At 48.2% G+C, this 14,671-nt stretch carries 15 protein-coding genes; 8 read left to right on the top strand and 7 right to left on the bottom strand.

Annotated features, from left to right (window positions below; translation table 11 throughout):
• Positions 1-166: 166 nt before the first annotated feature.
• The gene (locus OKS35_RS09810; protein WP_264092958.1) at positions 167-1,267 is read left to right on the top strand and encodes a globin domain-containing protein; all 1,101 of its coding nucleotides are present in this window, start codon (positions 167-169) and stop codon (positions 1,265-1,267) included.
• Positions 1,268-1,308: 41 nt separating this feature from the next.
• Here the strand turns inward: OKS35_RS09810 and OKS35_RS09805 are convergent, their stop codons facing one another.
• The 5 genes from OKS35_RS09805 to OKS35_RS09785 all read right to left on the bottom strand — a co-directional run bounded on the left by OKS35_RS09805 (position 1,309) and on the right by OKS35_RS09785 (position 4,395).
• The gene (locus tag OKS35_RS09805) at positions 1,309-1,866 is read right to left on the bottom strand and encodes a hypothetical protein (protein ID WP_031422108.1); all 558 of its coding nucleotides are present in this window, start codon (positions 1,864-1,866) and stop codon (positions 1,309-1,311) included.
• A 69-nt stretch (positions 1,867-1,935) separates the two neighbouring features.
• Positions 1,936-2,349, bottom strand: coding sequence for a DUF350 domain-containing protein (locus OKS35_RS09800; protein ID WP_012727460.1), 414 nt, complete (start codon positions 2,347-2,349; stop codon positions 1,936-1,938).
• Entirely contained in the window at positions 2,346-3,575 is a 1,230-nt protein-coding gene (locus OKS35_RS09795; RefSeq protein WP_264092957.1) for a glutathionylspermidine synthase family protein, read from the bottom strand. The genes OKS35_RS09800 and OKS35_RS09795 overlap by 4 nt, the downstream gene beginning before the upstream one ends.
• Complete coding sequence (locus OKS35_RS09790; RefSeq protein ID WP_012727458.1) at positions 3,572-3,940, bottom strand: hypothetical protein; 369 nt, start codon at positions 3,938-3,940, stop codon at positions 3,572-3,574. The genes OKS35_RS09795 and OKS35_RS09790 overlap by 4 nt, the downstream gene beginning before the upstream one ends.
• Positions 3,937-4,395 (bottom strand): hypothetical protein, encoded by a 459-nt coding sequence (locus OKS35_RS09785; protein ID WP_264092956.1) that lies wholly within the window; start codon positions 4,393-4,395, stop codon positions 3,937-3,939. Before OKS35_RS09785 ends, OKS35_RS09790 begins: the two co-directional genes overlap by 4 nt.
• A gap of 106 nt (positions 4,396-4,501) precedes the next feature.
• Between OKS35_RS09785 and OKS35_RS09780 the strand changes: the two genes are divergently transcribed.
• The 6 genes from OKS35_RS09780 to OKS35_RS09755 all read left to right on the top strand — a co-directional run bounded on the left by OKS35_RS09780 (position 4,502) and on the right by OKS35_RS09755 (position 10,578).
• Entirely contained in the window at positions 4,502-5,521 is a 1,020-nt protein-coding gene (locus tag OKS35_RS09780; protein ID WP_264092955.1) for a potassium channel family protein, read from the top strand.
• A gap of 11 nt (positions 5,522-5,532) precedes the next feature.
• On the top strand, positions 5,533-6,660 hold the full coding sequence (locus tag OKS35_RS09775; protein WP_078147724.1) for a YfbR-like 5'-deoxynucleotidase: 1,128 nt from the start codon (positions 5,533-5,535) through the stop codon (positions 6,658-6,660).
• A gap of 129 nt (positions 6,661-6,789) precedes the next feature.
• Positions 6,790-7,122: a PadR family transcriptional regulator gene (locus OKS35_RS09770; protein ID WP_012727454.1), complete on the top strand. Its 333-nt coding sequence runs from the start codon at positions 6,790-6,792 to the stop codon at positions 7,120-7,122.
• The gene (locus OKS35_RS09765; RefSeq protein WP_196431312.1) at positions 7,119-7,646 is read left to right on the top strand and encodes a DUF2812 domain-containing protein; all 528 of its coding nucleotides are present in this window, start codon (positions 7,119-7,121) and stop codon (positions 7,644-7,646) included. The genes OKS35_RS09770 and OKS35_RS09765 overlap by 4 nt, the downstream gene beginning before the upstream one ends.
• A gap of 175 nt (positions 7,647-7,821) precedes the next feature.
• The gene (gene amyS / locus OKS35_RS09760) at positions 7,822-9,363 is read left to right on the top strand and encodes an alpha-amylase (protein ID WP_413815721.1); all 1,542 of its coding nucleotides are present in this window, start codon (positions 7,822-7,824) and stop codon (positions 9,361-9,363) included.
• Positions 9,364-9,564: 201 nt separating this feature from the next.
• On the top strand, positions 9,565-10,578 hold the full coding sequence (locus tag OKS35_RS09755; protein WP_264092953.1) for a fatty acid desaturase: 1,014 nt from the start codon (positions 9,565-9,567) through the stop codon (positions 10,576-10,578).
• A 35-nt stretch (positions 10,579-10,613) separates the two neighbouring features.
• On the opposite strand, the gene OKS35_RS09750 is transcribed toward OKS35_RS09755, so the two are convergent.
• Together OKS35_RS09750 and lipA are read right to left on the bottom strand one after the other, a co-directional pair.
• Positions 10,614-11,444 carry a biotin/lipoate A/B protein ligase family protein gene (locus tag OKS35_RS09750; RefSeq protein WP_214685372.1) on the bottom strand — a complete coding sequence of 277 codons (831 nt, stop codon included), beginning with the start codon at positions 11,442-11,444 and terminating at the stop codon, positions 10,614-10,616.
• A 17-nt stretch (positions 11,445-11,461) separates the two neighbouring features.
• Positions 11,462-12,397 carry a lipoyl synthase gene (lipA, locus tag OKS35_RS09745; protein WP_324292278.1) on the bottom strand — a complete coding sequence of 312 codons (936 nt, stop codon included), beginning with the start codon at positions 12,395-12,397 and terminating at the stop codon, positions 11,462-11,464.
• Positions 12,398-12,685: 288 nt separating this feature from the next.
• Here lipA and OKS35_RS09740 point away from each other — a divergent pair, with 288 nt between their 5' ends.
• The gene (locus OKS35_RS09740) at positions 12,686-14,635 is read left to right on the top strand and encodes a glycoside hydrolase family 3 protein (RefSeq protein WP_264092952.1); all 1,950 of its coding nucleotides are present in this window, start codon (positions 12,686-12,688) and stop codon (positions 14,633-14,635) included.
• Positions 14,636-14,671: the final 36 nt, after the last annotated feature.

Raw genomic sequence — 14,671 nt, 5'->3', positions numbered from 1 at the left:
ATTGTACAAGACAATCCAAAAAAGTGCGATTCGAACAAATGTGAAAGGGTGATGGCGAAAATAAGTCAGAAACGTGAAATCTACTTTAAACAAGTATTTAATATATTGCTTTAAAGTGACTTGACTCACATAATGAACGTGTACAAAACAAAAGGGGGAAATTCACATGTTAGATCAACAAACGATTGAGATTGTAAAGGCGACGGCACCAGTTTTGAAAGAAAATGGTGTGACGATCACGAAGCATTTTTATCAACGAATGTTTGAACAAAATCCAGAAGTTCGTCACTTCTTCAACCATACGAACCAAAAGCGAGGACGTCAGCCGGAAGCACTCGCGAACGCGGTCTATGCGGCTGCGCTTCATATCGACCGACTCGAAGCGATTCTTCCTGCCATCCAACCAGCACTTCATAAACATAAAAGTTTGAACATCCGCCCGGAGCATTATCCGATCGTTGGTGAGAACTTGCTTGCGGCGATTCAAGACGTACTCGGTGAAGCTGCAACACCTGACATCATCGATGCATGGGCAAAAGCTTACGGTGTGATTGCCGATGTCTTCATCTCACTCGAGAAAAAAATGTATGATGACGCGCCATGGGTCGGATTCAAACCGTTCGTCATCGAAGAAATCATAGTAGATACACCTGAAGTGAAACGATTCCGTCTCGTCGCGAAAGATGGAGTTATTGGCACAGCCATCCCAGGACAATATGTCTCGGTTCAAGCGCGCATTGCAGGAGAGGACATCCTACATCACCGTCAATATAGTGTCATCGAGACGACAGAAGACGGCTACTGGATTGCGCCGAAAGCGGAGGGACTCGTCTCAAACTGGCTCCATGAACAGACGATCGGAACAGAAGTCCCGATGAGCGCACCAGCAGGAGAATTCATCCTTGAAACGTCTGAACGTCCGCTCACACTCATCGCGGGAGGAATCGGGATTACGCCCCTCTTCAACATGGCGAAGACGGCACTCGAACAAGGACGTCCTGTCACGTTATTGCACGCGGTTCGGAGTATGGACCTTCGTCCACTCGGAGACGAACTCGATGAACTCGTGAAGGAAGGGCTTCATCTGCTCACACATGCAGATGACGTATCGGGTTGCATGAATAAGTCACACCTTGAGGAACTTGATGTGGAAGGGCATGATGTTTATACGTGCGGACCGAATGCGATGATGGAAACGGTCGTTCGCGCTATTCCACAGGCACGATATGAATTTTTCGGACCGTCTGGAGTTCTTGCGACCAACTAAAAAAGACGACTGGAAAAAGTCGTCTTGATGCACAATATAGGTTATTCCGTAAGTTTACTTGAATGTATGACTTGTTTGTTGGCATCCAATGTTTCAAGTGACCACGAACCATCTGACGGTTGTGTTGTTTCAATGACATATGTCATGGTGTAGCTTTCAATTTCGGGATCGTTTACAAGAAAATCTTTTGAGACATCGTCACCGTTTAACCGTAAATAGACGACATCTTCCGGTCGCTCTTTAAGGTGAACACCGATGTACTCCATGTCTTCAACTCGAAGGATAACGAAATCAAAAGGCTGATTCGGCTCTGTTTGTTTCGTGACAGACCCTAAGTTCCCTGTTTCAACATCAATCTCAGCTAGACCGATGACGGAGCGGTCTTCATTTGTGTAAAAAGAGAGAACGGACTGTTCCATATTATGAATTTCAAACGTATACCAATTGTTCGTCGTCATATAACGATTCATTTCTTTTTCGGCATTTTCGTATGAGTCACCAGCCTGAATGTTAGTGTAGGTGTAAAGTCCGACACCGACTGCGATGGCTACGATGATGAGACCGGAAACGATTGTGAGTAAGATGATTCGCTTCGACATGATTGTTCCTCCTGACTTTTATAAATACGAACACCCCATGCTTCGCAAATGCGTGCATGGGGTGTTTGATTAGTACGTCAAGCTCGCGGCGACGATGATCCCGACGACGAGTGATGCGGCGAACAAGCTGAAACCGATGGCCATGTTGCCATTCTCGACTTCTTTTTCTAAATTCACGCCTGGTGTAAGGATGTATTCAAACGTCCAGAACGCCAATACTTGGGCGGCGATACCGACGAGTCCCCAGATGAACGCATCGAGCAAGTTGACGCTGTTCGCCCAGACTGTATAAATGACGATGGCGAGTCCTAGTGCTTTCCCCCAAAGTTTCAACGCGACAGCCATGTTGCCTTCTTTGATTAACTTGCGTTCCGAATATTTGGTCGTTAGTGCGAAGATGATGAGTCCCGCGAGAATGAGACCGAATCCTGTCCCGAGGTGGGCCAGGAAGCTTAAGATTGAATCGAGTGTGATGAATGTCATGAGTTCGTCTCCTTTTGTATAGGTGTGCCAACGGCTAAGTAATAAGATTGGTTGTTCGTGATCATGCTGCCGGCGCGGACACCGAGTGCGGATGGGTGTCCGTTCAAGCAAAAACATCCGACCATGTAATGTGTCTCTATACGACCTTTGACGGTTGTCGTCATCCGTGTCGGGAGTTCGATGAACTGTTGGTACACGGCCGTTTCTTCCGCATACGTCTGTAATGTTTCGCGATGAAACGGTTGACCATCTTTCGTATACAAGATGACGGAGTCCCCTTCACGTCCGAATGCCGGCTTTTTGACATAGTCCGATTCACCGAGAAACGGTGTGTCTTCTAAGTAAGTCGGTAAAAAATATGTTCCGATGATGTCGCGCTCGGCTTGATCGAATAGTGTCTCGGTCTCATACAATTCCCAAATCAGCGCCTGTACGCCTTTCGATTGCATGAGAAACGCAGAGAGGGGATTGAGCAGTGACACGTATTTTTGTTGATCGAGTTCAAGTAACCGAATGCCAATCAAGTCTCCGTCTGGAGCCCGGTCGTCCACAAGGTGCTCAATCGGATATGTTTGGCGATATAAGATGTCAATTCGCTCACCCGATGGTGTGTAGACGCCGTCTTCGTCGACGAGTAAAGTGTGCAACGGTACGAATTCAGACGGTACGTCGAGCGTTTCTTGTAAAAATCGTGCCGTCCACTTGTCTTCGATGTTATCATCATGTGCCGTAAAAACGATTTTCGGTGTGCCTTCTCGTTTGAGTCGATTCCACGCGGCGACGATCGCTTTCCGCAGCTCAATTTTCAGTTGGGGGGTGGCTTCCCTGTTCGGGTCGAGTAGACCAAACTCGGAAGCGACCACGCCGTTCACATCAAACAGCTCCTTAATGAAGGTCGGCGTATCTGCATTGAACTCCATCAACTTGAGTTGATCATCTTTCATGATCCAGTCGTAACGACCGATGATCGTCTCCTGCGGTATCGTCTTCTCCCGTAAGAACGGCAGACTCGCATCAGGGTAACCAAGCAGTCGGAGCGTTTCGTCAGGTAGGGTGCGTAATAATTGATTCGTCTTCCGAAAAATCGAGTCAACCGCCTCGGTTGCCTCTCGGATAGAGGCAACCTGCGAGGCGGTCATCTCAAAACAATCATATAAGGCATATTCTTCATCGTTTAAATCGGGCCAAAAATAAGGGATTTGACTGTAAAGTTCGTCACGCGTCATCCGCCGAATCCACCTTTAGAGCCACTGCCGAGTCCAGATTTTGACGATCCTGAATTTGAGCCGTTCGATACGGCACCGGTCGCACCACCGTTGGCTTTGTACGTCTTATACGACGAAGAGCTCTTCAACGCATTTTTTGAGCGGAACAGGCTACCGAGTAAGAAGTAGCTACCATAGTGCGGAGAGCGGTCGTCGTCACAATAATACGACTCGGTCTCGTCATCCCAGTCCCAATCGTCACATTCGTATCCGGTCGGTTCTTCCGGGAGTGCCGCCTCTTCATATTCATCCCCACCGCACGCGGCAAGGGAAGTGGTCAATACTGCAACGGATAGTCCGCTTAAAATTTTCTTGCTTGTCTTCATGTTGATTCCTCCAATTCATAACCAGTCGGTGTGACGTAGATAACATACACACCACGATCTTCATCTGTTTCTGCTGAATCGCGCTCATATTCTTTACCGGCGACATACAAGTATTGGCTTCCGAGCATGGCGAGTGCATCAAGGTGGCGGTCGACGTAATAGGCTTCGAGTAATGGGTTGTCAAACCGGTCGTCGAGCGTGCGGATTTCGACTTTGATGTCGCTCGTTTCGTGCTTGTCCATCGGTCCCTCTGTATAGCAATCGACATAAATTAAAAAGTATTGATCGCCTTCAAGGGCAGACGAGCGTTGTTTGTAGGTCATGCCGTCTTTGACGAAAAACTCACATTCACGACGAGCTAGCACTTCGTCTAAGCCGAGAGACGTGTAATGGTATAGTGGTTCGAACGATAATTCATTTTTATAGAGACGATACTCTAAGACGATGGAGTTCATAAGTCAGTCCTTCCTTTTTTCTTCTTATACGGAATCACCATCAAAATGGTTTCGTGAATCTTTTTGTGGTTACGTTTAGTATATAAGAGAGAAGGAGGGGGAAACAGTGCATATCTTATTTCGTGTGTGGAAAGGGTTAGCGAAATTATCATTTTTGAATGTCGTCTTAGCTTCGATTGGCATCATTATCTTAGGAACCGTGCTCGGTTATGTTTTAGAACCAGAGACATTCGGATCACTGTTTGATTCGTTCTGGTGGACGATGACGACATTGACGACCGTCGGATACGGGGACTTTTATCCGTCCTCCGTGGCAGGGCGATGGCTCGGGATATTCTTATTCCTATTCGGGATTGGGATTATCGGGGCGTTGATTGGAAAATTGGTTGAAATCGGTGCGACGTTTCAACGGCTAAAACGGGAGGGAAGACTAGTGTATCGTGGAGAAGGACATTATGTGTATATCGGGTGGTCCCCGAAGACGAAGAAAGCAATCGATGAAGTGCTTAACTACGAACCGAAAGCAGAGATCGTATTGATTGATCAGTTAGTTGAGGAACCGTACGTGCACGATCAAGTTCACTTCGTATCAGGCGATGCTTCGGATGAAGCGGTATTGCTGCAAGCAAACGTCTTGAAGGCGCGACGCGTCGCGATTTTTGCGGATGCCCGTATCACGGAGACGTTACTCGCCGATGGGAAGTCGTTATTAATCGCGTCAGCGGTCGAGGCACTCTCTTCTGAGTATCAGGTGGACTTGCACACGGTCGTCGAAGTGTGTGAAGAAAGAAATATCTCGAAATTTAAACACGTCCGCGTCGACGATTTTATTTTAGCGAACGACTCGGTCTCCCTCTTGATGGCAAAAGCGACGTTACAACCTGGAACGACAGCAATTTTCCGTCAGTTGTTGAGCAAACAGTCAGGTGGGAACATTCAAGCGTTGAAACCAAAAGTCGAGTGGCAGAATGTTCGACAAGCAAATACAGCGTTACTTAAATCAGGGGTGACACTCATCGCGGTCAATGACCGCTTGGATGTGGCGACGATGCTCGATTTGCCGCTTCAGGAAACAGACATGTTATATGTCGTCTGTCATGACGATGTATTTGAACGATTATCGTAAGGAGTGAAACCATGCATAACGGAACGTTTATCCGAAAGATGACACGTATGCAAAACGTGCAACGGTGGGATGAATATGCCCCCCATTATCATGATAACGCAGCGAGTCATAGCTTTCGTGTCGCGGTCTTTAGCTTGATCGCGGCTTATGTGGAAAAAGAGAACGGACGTGAAGTCGATTTGCTCGATTTACTCGGGAAAGCCATTTTCCACGACATGAATGAAGTCCAGACGGGCCCGATCATGCACCGGACGAAAAAAGAACCGACCTTGATCGGTCACATCGAGCGTATGGAACGAACAGCGAGTCTCGGTCTTGTCGAGCTGCTGTCGCAATCATTACGTCCTCACTTTCATCGTTTCGTGGTGGAAGCGGAAGATGATTCGTTCGAAGGTCGAATCGTGGACGGAATTGATTCGTTCGATGCGATGTTGTTCGTGCGACGAGAAGTCGCGCACGGCTCTCCGCACTTTGATGACAAGCTAGAAGAGATGAAAGCCGCACTCCGACATCATCCGATTGATTCGGTCCGCTGGCTGTTCGACCAGGTCGAGGCAGAAACGGATGTGTTGCGATTCATCGAGAACGTCATGCGGATGGATAGTGTCCGTCGCTGGAAAGGTCGCTTTAACACGATTGACGACAACGATGCGATTCATGGTTTCCGGGCTGCCGCGCTCGGTATGTTCAGTGGGCTCTTAGAGCGTGAGAAGTACGACGTCGATGTCGATGTCGCCGAACTCGTGGCTCGTCTTCTCTGTCACGATTTAGTTGAAGGGGTGACCGGAGACGTACTCGGTCCAGTCAAACATTCGACGCAAGAGACGGGGGCTGCGTTTGAGGCATACGAGCGAGCAGAAAGTGAACGTCTGCTTGGACTGTTGCCTGAGTATATGCAACCGGCGTTCCGTCGATATATGGCTGACTCGAAAGACGATACGTATGAGGGAATGCTCGTCGACATGATGGACAAGCTTGATGCGCTCATCAAGATGAACATGGAGCGGAAGATGAACGGGGCCGAGTATGAGGTCACGTATCGCGAGCAGCTCCGTAAAGTCCAGATGCGATATGAGAATCCAAGCATGATTTTCTTCCTGGCGTATATCTTGCATGATTTAGACTATGTCACTAGTTAAAACCGTTTATCTTGAAGTCGCATACCTAAAAGGGTGCGGCTTTTTTTATATCATTTATTGACATATATCATTTAACGATATATATTGAGTATAAGAAATATATCATTCAATGATATAGGAGGTGGAAAGATGCCGCGAACGGACTCATTAGAGTTAGGGGAACTGACGGATAGTATGTTTTATATCCTATTGGCGCTCACGACGCCGCGTCATGGCTATTTAGTCATGCAATTTGTCGAAGAGACCACGCGAGGGCGAATGCAAATTGGTCCGGCTTCGATGTATACGATTATCAAAAAGTTGTTGAACGCCGAACTGATTGAACCGATGGATGGGGACGGAAAGAAAAAGAACTATCGAATCACGAATAAAGGCCGCTCGATTTTAACGGATGATGTGAAGAGACGACAGGCGATGGTCGAAGATGCCTGTGCCATTTTGGATATGGAGGGATCAAGATGAGACAAAAGTATATGTCGAGCTGGGGATTGGCGTTTGCTGAAGAGCGTGAGATGCGGAAACTAGAACGAATGGCGGCCAAGGGATGGCATTTGAAGAAGTTTGCCCCGCTAGGATACACGCTCGTTGAAGGGGAACCGGAAGACGTTCAGTATAGTTTGGACTATCGTACTCGTCCAGACGAAGACTACTTTGACCTGTTTGCGTCGAGCGGGTGGGAACATGTCACATCAACCGGGGATGAGATTCATATTTTCAAAGGAGATCGAGATGCCAAGCCGATTTACTCGGATGTCGAAACAACAGAGGAAAAATATCATGATATGGAGCGTCAGATGGGAAGAGCTGCGCTCATCCTAGGTATTTTATGGATTGCACTCTTTTCGTTGTTTCAGTTTGATTGGCCAACCGTTGTCGAGACAATATTGATTGGGATTCAACTACTCGTGACAATCGGTCTCGTGTTTACAGGACTTCCGTACATCGGCTACCGTTTCAAACGCAAACGAATTAGCCGGGAAGGATGACTAGGCGGATGGCACAAGCCATCCGTCTTTGTTTCGTTCGACTGAACTATTCGAATGAGAAATAGTTAGGGAGAGAGAACTGTTTTTTAGTGTCTATCTATGCAACAAATTAAAAATCATTCACAATAATTAATGCAAGCGCTTTCATTAACTATTTGAGGAGGAATGAAGGATGTTGAAGAAACGACAAGGGATTGCTGTCCTAGCTGGAGTGACATCGATTGCACTGCTTTCGGGGCAACCGGTCGCACAAGCAGCGACCCCACAGAACGGTACGATGATGCAATACTTTGAATGGTATGTTCCAAACGATGGCCAACACTGGAACCGACTCTCGAACGATTCGCAGCACTTAAAAGATATCGGGATCTCGACCGTTTGGATCCCACCAGCGTATAAAGGGACATCACAAAATGATGTTGGATACGGGGCGTATGATCTGTATGACCTTGGAGAATTTAATCAAAAAGGAACGACTCGGACAAAGTATGGAACAAAAGCGCAGCTACAGTCGGCCATCTCCAACTTACGCGGGAAAGGGATTGGCGTATATGGGGATGTCGTCATGAACCATAAAGGCGGAGCGGATTATACCGAATCTGTTCAAGCTGTCGAGGTCAATCCTTCTAACCGGAATCAAGAGACGTCTGGGGAATATGCCATTTCTGCCTGGACTGGATTCAATTTTGCTGGACGGAACAATACATACTCGCCGTTCAAGTGGCGTTGGTATCATTTTGATGGGACCGACTGGGATCAATCACGAAGTCTGAGCCGAATCTACAAATTCAAGAGTACGGGTAAAGCATGGGATAGTGAAGTGTCGGGTGAGAACGGGAACTATGACTACTTGATGTACGCCGATGTCGATTTTGAGCATCCGGAAGTACGTCAGGAGATGAAAAACTGGGGGAAATGGTACGCGGATTCGCTTGGATTGGACGGCTTCCGACTGGATGCGGTGAAGCATATCAATCATTCATACTTAAAGGAATGGGTGACGAGTGTTCGTCAGGCAACCGGAAAAGAGATGTTCACTGTTGCGGAGTATTGGAAGAATGACTTAGGGGCCATCAATGATTACTTGGCCAAGACGGGCTACACTCATTCCGTATTCGATGTACCACTCCATTACAATTTCCAAGCGGCAGGGAATGGTGGCGGTTACTATGACATGCGGAACATTTTAAAAGGTACGGTCGTCGAGCAGCACCCAACACTCGCTGTGACGATTGTCGACAATCATGATTCGCAACCAGGACAGTCACTTGAGTCAACAGTCGCGAATTGGTTCAAACCGCTTGCCTACGCGACCATCATGACACGTGGTCAAGGGTATCCAGCACTATTCTACGGAGATTATTATGGAACGAAAGGGGCGACGAACCGTGAAATACCGAATATGTCAGCGTCGCTTCAACCCATTTTGAAAGCGCGTAAAGATTTCGCCTACGGCACACAACATGATTACATCAATCACCAAGACGTCATCGGATGGACACGTGAAGGAGTGACGGACCGTGCGAAGTCTGGTCTTGCAACGATTTTATCGGACGGACCAGGCGGATCGAAATGGATGTATGTCGGAAAACAGAATGCAGGGGAAGTGTGGAAAGACATGACAGGAAATAACGGACGTCTCGTGACGATCAATGCGGACGGTTGGGGCGAGTTCTTCGTCAACGGTGGCTCGGTTTCCATCTATACGCAACAATGAATCAGTTAGACTTGTCTCTAAAGATAGGGGCGAGTCTTTTTTCTGAATTTTCACCACATAAGTTTTATACGTGATATAATGACCTAGTGTTAATTCTTGATAGGGAATACTTCCGATCCATGAATTCACATTGAACAACGTTGGTTGTTGGTTTTATCTATATTTTTGCGTTGTGACGCTGTTGAATTCAAGGAGGTTGTTATGAGTAAAGAAAAGATTGCCCAATTAAGAAAGCACGTCTCGCCGTTTGAAAAGTCCGATATTCGGATCAGTGTGCGGCAGATGATCAATACGATTTTACCGTTTCTCGTATCGTGGTTTTTAGCGTACCAACTACTAAGTGTCTCGATTTTCCTGACATTGCCGTTCACGTTGATTGCAGCAGGATTTGTCGTGCGGATGTTCATCATCTTCCATGACTGCACACACGGTTCATTCTTTAAAAATAAGAAGGCGAACGCGATTGTCGGAACCATTACAGGGGTCTTGACGTTATTTCCATACGAGAAGTGGAAACGAGAGCATGCGATTCATCATGCATCGAGTGGGAATTTGGATAAACGGGGTGTCGGCGACATCTGGGTCATGACGATTGAGGAGTATATCGAAGCGTCAAAATGGACTCGTCTAAAGTATCGCCTATATCGTCATCCGCTCGTTATGTTCGGTCTCGGACCACTTTGGCTTATTCTCGTCACGAGTCGTTTCAACCGAAAGGACGCGCGGAAAAAAGAACGACAAAATACGTATCTCATCAATATTTCTCTCGTCGTCCTATATAGCGTGCTCATCTATCTGATCGGTTGGCAAGCGTTCTTGATTGTACAAGGAACGACGATGTTCATCGCCGGTGTGCTCGGAATTTGGTTGTTCTATGTTCAGCATACGTTCGAAGATTCCTATTTTGAAGATGAGCAGGAATGGGATTATGTAAAGGCGGCCATCGAAGGAAGCTCGTATTACGAGTTGCCGAAAGTGCTTCAATGGGTGACGGGTAATATCGGATTCCATCATGTCCACCATCTGAGTCCACGCGTGCCGAACTACCATCTAGAAAAAGCACATACGTCGACACCGCCGTTACAACGGGCGACGACAATCGGACTGTTTTCAAGTTTGAAATCGTTACGCTACAAATTGTATGATGCGAACAACAAAACATTCGTCACGTTCCGAGAAGTGCGCCATCTCTTGCGCCGAACAAACACGGCATAAAAAAGATTGTCCCCTGTAAAAAAGGGACAATCTTTTTAGCGTTTCCAGACCCATTCATCACTCTCGTACTTCTTGACGAGCAAATCGATTTCGGCTTGCTGTTCTTTCGTGAAGACAAGCGGTTCGAACGTTAACGAGAACGCGTCCTTGAAACCGGTCTCGAATGCGGCCGCTACTTCGTCAAAGGAAACGAAACGCTTTAACGTGTCGTTCAAGGCGACGGCTTTTTCGCTGAAGCGGGTTTTGGCTTCGTGTTTCTCCGTCTCATCCATCGCGAAACAGTCAAACAACACCTCATCATCGACGGAGAGAGGAATCGAACCATGTTGAAGCACGGCCCCTTGATGGCGCACTTGTGCACTACCCGCGATCTTCTTCCCGTCGACAGCAAGCTCATAGTATGAAGCAGCATCGAAGCAGACGGCCGATTTTGGTTTGCGGAGCGCTTCGCGATCCTCTTCCGTCAATGGTACCGAAAATTCGGCGGGGACGCCGAGTTCGTGATATCCGCGACGAATCCCTTCCGTGAGTAGGCGATAGCTCTCGATGATATTCGTCGGGAGGGCAGGGGTCGATTCAGGCAAGATGACGCTATACGTCAACTCATCCGCATGCAACACGGCACGTCCCCCTGTTAAGCGACGAACGACCGGAATATTGTTCGCTTTGAGGGCGTCCCGGTCCAAGTCACGCGTCGCTCGCTGGAAACGTCCGACGCTGATTGCATGAGGTGCCCATGAATAAAAACGAAGCGTCGGTTTGAGCTCTCCCTTCGCGACCCAATTGGCGATGGCTTCATCAATCGCCATATTTTCGGCCGGGGAAGTCGATTCAGTTCTAAGTAAATGCCACGTCGTACCAGTCATAATCTCTCTTCTTTCTGTTAGTCGATTGGCAACATCGTGTGGCGACGCGCCTTGTGTACTTGCTCATCCGCATGGTATGACGAACGGACGAGTGGACCAGCCTCACAATGTGAGAATCCTTTTGATAGAGCGATCTCTTTCAACTCGGCGAACTCGTCTGGATGGTAGTAACGTTCCACCTCAAGGTGTTTCTTCGTCGGCTGCAAGTATTGACCGAGCGTCAAAATATCGACATTGTGCGCGCGTAGGTCATCCATCGCTTCAATCAATTCCTCTTTCGTCTCCCCAAGTCCGACCATGATCGATGACTTCGTCGGGATATCCGGGTTCAATTCTTTCGAACGCTTCAAGAACTCGAGTGTGCGGTCATATGTTGCTTTCGCACGAACTCTCGGTGTGAGGCGACGGACTGTCTCTAAGTTATGGTTCATGATGTCAGGACCCGCATCAATCAACGTCTGCAAGGCAGAGAAATCACCCATCATGTCTGACGGGAGCACCTCAATCGATGTCTCCGGGTTCATGGCGCGAACCGCGCGAACCGTTTCTGCGAAGACAGTAGCCCCGTAATCGTTCAAGTCGTCACGCGCGACAGCCGTGATGACGACGTGTTTCAAGTTCATAAGTCGAACCGATTCGGCAACACGTTTTGGCTCTTCCCAATCGAGCTCGTTCGGTTTTCCGGTCGTGACGGCACAAAAACGGCAAGCACGTGTACAGATGCTCCCGAGAATCATGAAGGTCGCAGTCCGACGTACCGCCCAACATTCATGGATGTTCGGACATTTTGCTTCCTCACATACCGTATGTAAATTTTTCTCGCGCATCATTTTCTTTAGGCCGGTATACGTGTCGTTCGTGTTTAATTTGATCTTTAACCATTCCGGCTTACGTTTCAGTTCCCCTCTTGCCACAATAATTTCCCCCTTTTTGAAAGTTAACCTGTATCGAATTGAGTTTACCAAAAAACGAATCAAAAACGAACCACAGAAATTATTGGTTTTGCCAATACAGTTCACTGTGTATCAAAACAGAAACATTGTTTCAAAATGGTTACGCTTTCACTTGAACAATTGTTTCTAAAAAGTGGAGTTGCTATACTGTTGTTGACCACCTGAATAAGGACCAAATGTAACTGATGCGATCAGGCATGGGGTGAACGAGCGTTGATGAGGCAACGCTTCTTCCTCCATGCCTTTTCGTTTGGGGGTCAGCCAAATTTGACTAAGGGGAGTGGGAACATGAACAAGGCACTGAATTGGACGGCAACACTCGGATTGACGACGGCATTGCTCGTCTCGTCGGTTCCAGCAGCAGACGCGGTCGTGGCGGAAGGGACGCCGACGATGTCGATTGACCAGCGCGTCAACACGAAGCTAGAGTCGATGACGCTCGAACAAAAAATCGGGCAGATGATCATGCCGGACTTCCGATTATGGAACGGGGCGAACCATACATCTCTTGCACCGGAAGTGGCGCGTGTCATCGATCGTTTCGATCTCGGTGGAGTGATATTGTTTGCGGAGAACGTGAAGGAAACGGAACAGACGACGAAACTCGTTCATGATTTGCAAGAAGTCGTGAAACAAGATGCCAGCAATGATGTCCCGTTATTCGTCACGATCGACCAAGAAGGTGGGATTGTGACACGACTTGGGACGGGAACGAATTTACCGGGGAATATGGCACTCGGGGCCACACGTAACAGTCAATATGCCTATGATGCAGGGAAAATCATCGGTTCTGAATTGAACGCACTCGGGGTAAACGTGAACTTCGGACCGGTACTTGACGTCAACAACAATCCGGGAAATCCGGTCATCGGCGTCCGTTCGTTCTCGAGCGACCCTGAACTAGTCGGGGAACTCGGTTCCGCGATGACACAAGGTATTCAAGACCAAGGTGTTGCAGCAACGGCGAAACATTTCCCAGGTCATGGCGATACGGCCGTCGACTCGCATTATGGGTTACCGGTTGTCGATAAATCACTCGACGAGTTGCGTGGTCTCGAGTTGTTACCGTTCAAACGTGCCATCACAGAAGGAATCGACATGATCATGACGGCGCATATCGGGATGCCACAAATCGAGGACGAGGTCGTCGAATCAGAACGCGGCACGTTCCCACTCCCGGCGACGCTTTCGGATGATGTCATCACGGGAGTGCTTCGTGAGGAACTTGGATATGAAGGAATCGTGGTGACCGACGCACTCAACATGCAAGCCATCGCAGACAATTTTACGGAAGCAGAGGCGGTCATCAAGACGTTCGAAGCAGGGGTCGACATCGCGCTCATGCCGACGATTTTACGCTCGGAAGCAGATGTGATCAAACTCGAAGCAATCTTTGAGGAAGTCATTGCGGCAGTGAAGGATGGACGTTTATCGGAGGCGACCATCGATGAATCAGTGGAACGCATTTTAAAACTGAAAGCAGAGCGTGGAATTTGGGGAGAAACGACGGACTCCACGACGCTCGAGATGAAGCTCGCAGAAGCGAATGCAACGGTAGGAAGCGCTGAGCATAAAGCGAAGGAACGTGAAATCGCGGAGGCGGCCGTCACTCTCGTGAAGAACGAGAAGAAGACGCTTCCATTCAAACCGAAAAAAGGAGACACGGTGCTCGTCTTGTCGCCAGCGAAAGACCAAACGGACAGCATGGTGAAAACAATCAAGTCACTAGAAAAGAATGCAGGGAATATGAAAGACGTGAACGTCATCACGGCCAACTACTCAGCATCAACGCCGCATCTAAATCAAAATCCGGCACTACGGCAACAAGTCGAAGCGGCTGACTATATCATCGTCGGTTCGAACGTGAACAACAGCGCCAAACTGAAGCCGACGTCAGCTGATCATTACGTGCCGGCGGAGGTGTTCCGTTACGCAAACGAGACAGGGAAGAAGTCAGTCTTACTTAGCTTGCGCAACCCATACGACATCGCCGTTCAACCGGATGCCCCCGCACATCTCTTAATCTATGGATTCAAAGGCGACCCGAATGGACCGGATTCGGAGGCGGGCAACTTGAAGTCGGCTGGTCCGAACTTGCCGGCAGGCATTCATGCCATCTTCGGTGAAGTGAAGCCGCAAGGGAAACTGCCGGTAGATGTACCGAAATTTGTGGACGGTGTGTTCCAAGACGAAAATTACGCGCAGTTCGGTGATGGATTTAAAAACTGGAATCGCTAAACGAAAATGAGCTCGCCCGAAAATCGGGAGAGCTCA

The organism is Exiguobacterium sp. N5 (assembly GCF_025842465.1).
In the GTDB taxonomy this organism is placed as follows: Bacteria; Bacillota; Bacilli; order Exiguobacteriales; family Exiguobacteriaceae; genus Exiguobacterium; species Exiguobacterium profundum.
The sequence above is the reverse complement of the archived record's forward strand: the minus strand, read 5'-3'. Positions and strand labels throughout refer to the sequence as shown.

Coding starts and splice junctions, on each gene's coding strand:
- OKS35_RS09810 (WP_264092958.1), top strand. CDS start 167: ATGTTAGATCAACAAACGATTGAGATTGTAAAGGCGACGGCACCAGTT.
- OKS35_RS09805 (WP_031422108.1), bottom strand. CDS start 1,866: ATGTCGAAGCGAATCATCTTACTCACAATCGTTTCCGGTCTCATCATC.
- OKS35_RS09800 (WP_012727460.1), bottom strand. CDS start 2,349: ATGACATTCATCACACTCGATTCAATCTTAAGCTTCCTGGCCCACCTC.
- OKS35_RS09795 (WP_264092957.1), bottom strand. CDS start 3,575: ATGACGCGTGACGAACTTTACAGTCAAATCCCTTATTTTTGGCCCGAT.
- OKS35_RS09790 (WP_012727458.1), bottom strand. CDS start 3,940: ATGAAGACAAGCAAGAAAATTTTAAGCGGACTATCCGTTGCAGTATTG.
- OKS35_RS09785 (WP_264092956.1), bottom strand. CDS start 4,395: ATGAACTCCATCGTCTTAGAGTATCGTCTCTATAAAAATGAATTATCG.
- OKS35_RS09775 (WP_078147724.1), top strand. CDS start 5,533: ATGCATAACGGAACGTTTATCCGAAAGATGACACGTATGCAAAACGTG.
- OKS35_RS09770 (WP_012727454.1), top strand. CDS start 6,790: ATGCCGCGAACGGACTCATTAGAGTTAGGGGAACTGACGGATAGTATG.
- OKS35_RS09765 (WP_196431312.1), top strand. CDS start 7,119: ATGAGACAAAAGTATATGTCGAGCTGGGGATTGGCGTTTGCTGAAGAG.
- OKS35_RS09755 (WP_264092953.1), top strand. CDS start 9,565: ATGAGTAAAGAAAAGATTGCCCAATTAAGAAAGCACGTCTCGCCGTTT.
- OKS35_RS09750 (WP_214685372.1), bottom strand. CDS start 11,444: ATGACTGGTACGACGTGGCATTTACTTAGAACTGAATCGACTTCCCCG.
- OKS35_RS09740 (WP_264092952.1), top strand. CDS start 12,686: ATGAACAAGGCACTGAATTGGACGGCAACACTCGGATTGACGACGGCA.